This is a genomic window from Chloroflexus sp. MS-G (genome assembly GCF_000735195.1).
GTDB lineage: Bacteria > Chloroflexota > Chloroflexia > Chloroflexales > Chloroflexaceae > Chloroflexus.
Genome location: NZ_JPIM01000207.1, coordinates 1 through 3608 on the forward strand (window position 1 = coordinate 1; position 3608 = coordinate 3608).

Sequence of the window (3608 nt, forward strand, 5' to 3'; positions counted from 1 at the left end):
TAAGGTGCGTGCTACGTGTTCCCTATTTTGACAGCATTAGAACATCAGCAGGTAAGTGTAAAACTTGCTCCTATCGGTTGAAAGGTTGATTATACTAGGTGGCTCCTGGCAACATTAGAACATTCAATCTATCAGCTTGATTTTCGTTGCCGCTTGTAAACCGAGTTCGACATTTACTTCATAGACAACACTAATACTCTGTTAACCTTCTTCTAATCCTGACCGTCTATCTTGCCAGAATTGAGTGGATCATTGCAACAGACACTCAGTTGCGCACACAAGGGAGGTAGACGATGCGCGTACTTCGCATGATTAGCGTCCTTGTTTTGTTGGCGTTGCTCATGGTTGCAGGTGCAGCGCCAGCACTGGCTCAAGAGGGCCAGCGTAGTCTCTTCTTCTACACTCGTTATCCGGATCAGGAAGCTACCGTTGGCGATACGATCACCTTTAAGCTGACGCTCGGAACTGAGACGACGCCGCAGATCGTTCGGCTCGGTTTGCGTGATGTGCCGACTGGCTGGAATGCTACATTCCGCGGTGATGGACGGGTGATCCAATCGGTGTACGTTGAACCGAATAATAATGCTACGTTCGATCTGCGAATTGAGCCGCCGAACGATGTCAAGGCCGGTGAATACCGTATGGTGGCAGTGGCAACCGGTGTGGCACAAGAGGTTACACTACCGATTGCGTTAACGCTCAAAGAAAAGACGACGAATCCGGCTGGTCTCTCGTTCAAGGTTGATCTACCGACTCTGCGCGGTTCTCCCACAACCACCTTCCGCTACAATGTAACTCTCAAGAATGAGAGTAGTGAAGAAGTGCCGGTAAGCTTACTGGCCGAAGCTCCACGTGGATTCCAGGTTGATTTTAAGCTCTCTGGTCAGAGTATTACCAGCGTGCCGTTTGGTCCAAATGAGTCGAAGAGCTTAAGCATTGAGGTGCGCCCGTTCACCGATGTTCCGGCCGGTACATACGAGATCAATATCCTGGCGCGCGGCGGTGATCTTCAGGCAACCACACGCTTGGTGGCCGATGTTACCGGTCAGCCACAGCTCGTGCTTACAACTCCAGATGGACGACTTTCCGGTGAGGCTCGTATTGGTGAACAAACTGAAGTAAAGCTGGTTGTGCGTAACACAGGAAGTGCACCAGCGCGCAATATTGAACTGAGTGCATCACCACCTGTCGGCTGGACGGTTGAGTTTGAGCCGAAGCAGATTGCAGAGCTGGCAGCCAATCAGGAGATCGAAGTGACGGCTAAAGTACAGCCCTCGAATCAGGCCATTTCGGGCGACTATCTGGTGACATTTACTGCACGTCCGGCTGAGGCTTCAGCAGCGACCAGTGAATTCCGCTTCACCGTGCTAACATCAACCCTATGGGGTCTGGTTGGGATTGCACTTATCGCCGTTGCGGTCGTTGGGGTTGGTCTGGCCGTGATGCGCTTTGGTCGTCGCTGAGCAGTCTATAAGAGGATGAGAAGCGAGAAGGTTGTGAGATGAGGATGTTTCAATACTCGTCACCTCTCACTTCTCACTCCTCTATCCTATGAGGTGGTGATATGGCAGAGGTTGTAGTAGAGTGCCGTGACCTTACCAAACAGTACGGCTCGTTCACCGCTGTTGATAATCTCAATTTAACGGTGCGAAAGGGTGAAGTGTTCGGTCTGTTAGGTCCAAACGGCGCCGGTAAAACGACGACAATTTTGATGCTTCTCGGCCTGACTGAGCCAACCAGCGGGAGTGTGCGGGTACTTGGCTTAGACCCGGCACGTCAGCCTCTGAGCGTAAAGGCACGGGTTGGCTATCTGCCCGATCAGGTCGGGTTTTACGATAACCTTACCGCTCGCGAGAATCTGAATTATATTGCGAAACTGAACGGTATGCGCGAGCCGGAAATGAGTCGACGGATCAACGCTGCGCTCGAACAGGTAGGTTTGAGCCAGGTTGCTGACCGTCGGGTCAAAACATTTTCGCGCGGTATGCGTCAGCGCCTGGGTGTGGCTGAGGTGTTGATCAAACAACCGCAACTTATCATCATGGACGAGCCGACGTTGGCGCTCGATCCGGAAGCGGTACGTGAATTTCTCGATCTGATTCGACAATTGAAGACGAGTGGGATCACGATGTTGCTTTCGTCGCATCTGCTACAACAGGTGCAGGCGGTCTGTGATCGGGTTGGTCTGTTCCACAAAGGTCGAATGGTACTGGAAGGGACGGTCAGCGAGCTGGCGCAACGAGTGTTGGGCGGTGCATACCGCATTCATCTCGAAGTAGAGGGCGGTGATGCGGTCGCGACGGCTCTGCGTGCGCTTCCCGATGTGCTAAGTGTATCTCAGGAAGGCACACGCTTCTACGACATCGAAGCACGTGCCGATCTGCGAGCCGAGATCGCACGGAAAGTGGTCGAAGTAGGCGGTCGGTTGCTAGGCTTAAGCATTGACACTCCTAGTCTTGATGAGGTCTACGCTCGCTACTTCAAGAAAGGAGCAGCCTATGCAGCGACAACGTAGTAGTACGCCGGCTCGTCAGCAGCGCGAAGGATCGCCCTGGACAGGGTTGTGGGCCGTTGTAGCGAAAGAAATGGCCGATTACTTGACCAGTGTGCGCATGCTGATCCTGGAGGCGTTGATTTTGCTCACCGCTTTTGGAACGGTTTACGCAGCAGCGCAAAATCTGCGGGCCGGTACCGGCAGTGGTGATCAATTCCTGTTTTTGCGTTTGTTTACCACTGCTCGCGATCCACTACCGGCATTTGTCGGTTTTCTCGGTTTGCTGGTGCCTTTGCTGGCCATTGCGCTGGCCTTCGACTCGATAAATGGTGAGTTTAACCAGCGCACGTTGTCGAAGGTATTGGCTCAACCGATCTATCGCGATGCCCTCTTGATGGGTAAGTTTCTGGCCGGTTTAGGGACACTGGCGCTGGCGCTGGCAGCGATCTGGTTATTGATCATTGGAATGGGACTATTGCAGTTGGGTGTGCCGCCAACCGGTGAAGAGACCGTGCGGATGCTATGGTTTCTGCTAGTCACCATCTTTTACGGCGGAATCTGGTTGGCATTAGCAATGCTCTTTTCAATAATCTTTCGCCAGCCAGCAACCGCAGCTCTGGCGGCAATTGCCGTCTGGCTCTTCTTCACCGTCTTCTGGGGTATTATAGCTAGTCTCCTGGCACGCACACTGCAACCGGTTCCGCCCGGTGATCTTCAGGCACTGGTCAACCAGATTCAGCTTGAGCTGATGCTAACCCGGCTCTCACCTAATACGCTCTTCTCAGAGGTGGCACTAGCGATGCTTAATCCGGCTGTGCGTGCACTGGGGTTGATCTTACCCATTCAGTTACACAATGCTATTCCGGGAACGCCGCTACCGGCTGCACAGAGCATTCTGCTGACATGGCCCCATGCAACCGGTCTGATTGCGGCCACAATTGTGCTTTTTGCCGTCGGTTACATCCTGTTTCAACGTCAGGAAGTGCGGGCGTAGTAGGAGACGTATCGGACGTATCGGTTGACGCCAAAACGTAGGGGCACAGGAGGTTGGGCAGATAGGGTCAGCCAGGCCTTTGCCCTGACCTGCCATTAGAGTCTGATCAAAAAACTCCCC

Annotated in this window: 3 protein-coding genes; all 3 read left to right on the top strand. The window is 53.2% G+C overall.

What is annotated here, in order from left to right; translation table 11 throughout:
- Positions 1 to 293 precede the first annotated feature (293 nt).
- The 3 genes from JE47_RS0119750 (at position 294) to JE47_RS0119760 (ending at position 3488) form a co-directional block, all read left to right on the top strand.
- Positions 294 to 1463: a COG1470 family protein gene (locus tag JE47_RS0119750; protein WP_031461391.1), complete on the top strand. Its 1170-nt coding sequence runs from the start codon at positions 294 to 296 to the stop codon at positions 1461 to 1463.
- 101 nt (positions 1464 to 1564) lie between these two features.
- Positions 1565 to 2515 carry an ABC transporter ATP-binding protein gene (locus JE47_RS0119755; protein WP_031461392.1) on the top strand — a complete coding sequence of 317 codons (951 nt, stop codon included), beginning with the start codon at positions 1565 to 1567 and terminating at the stop codon, positions 2513 to 2515.
- On the top strand, positions 2499 to 3488 hold the full coding sequence (locus JE47_RS0119760) for an ABC transporter permease (RefSeq protein WP_031461393.1): 990 nt from the start codon (positions 2499 to 2501) through the stop codon (positions 3486 to 3488). The genes JE47_RS0119755 and JE47_RS0119760 overlap by 17 nt, the downstream gene beginning before the upstream one ends.
- Positions 3489 to 3608: the final 120 nt, after the last annotated feature.

What these genes read in the sequence shown, in the direction of transcription:
- JE47_RS0119750 (WP_031461391.1), top strand. Translation starts at nt 294, where the DNA reads ATGCGCGTACTTCGCATGATTAGCGTCCTTGTTTTGTTGGCGTTGCTC.
- JE47_RS0119755 (WP_031461392.1), top strand. Translation starts at nt 1,565, where the DNA reads ATGGCAGAGGTTGTAGTAGAGTGCCGTGACCTTACCAAACAGTACGGC.
- JE47_RS0119760 (WP_031461393.1), top strand. Translation starts at nt 2,499, where the DNA reads ATGCAGCGACAACGTAGTAGTACGCCGGCTCGTCAGCAGCGCGAAGGA.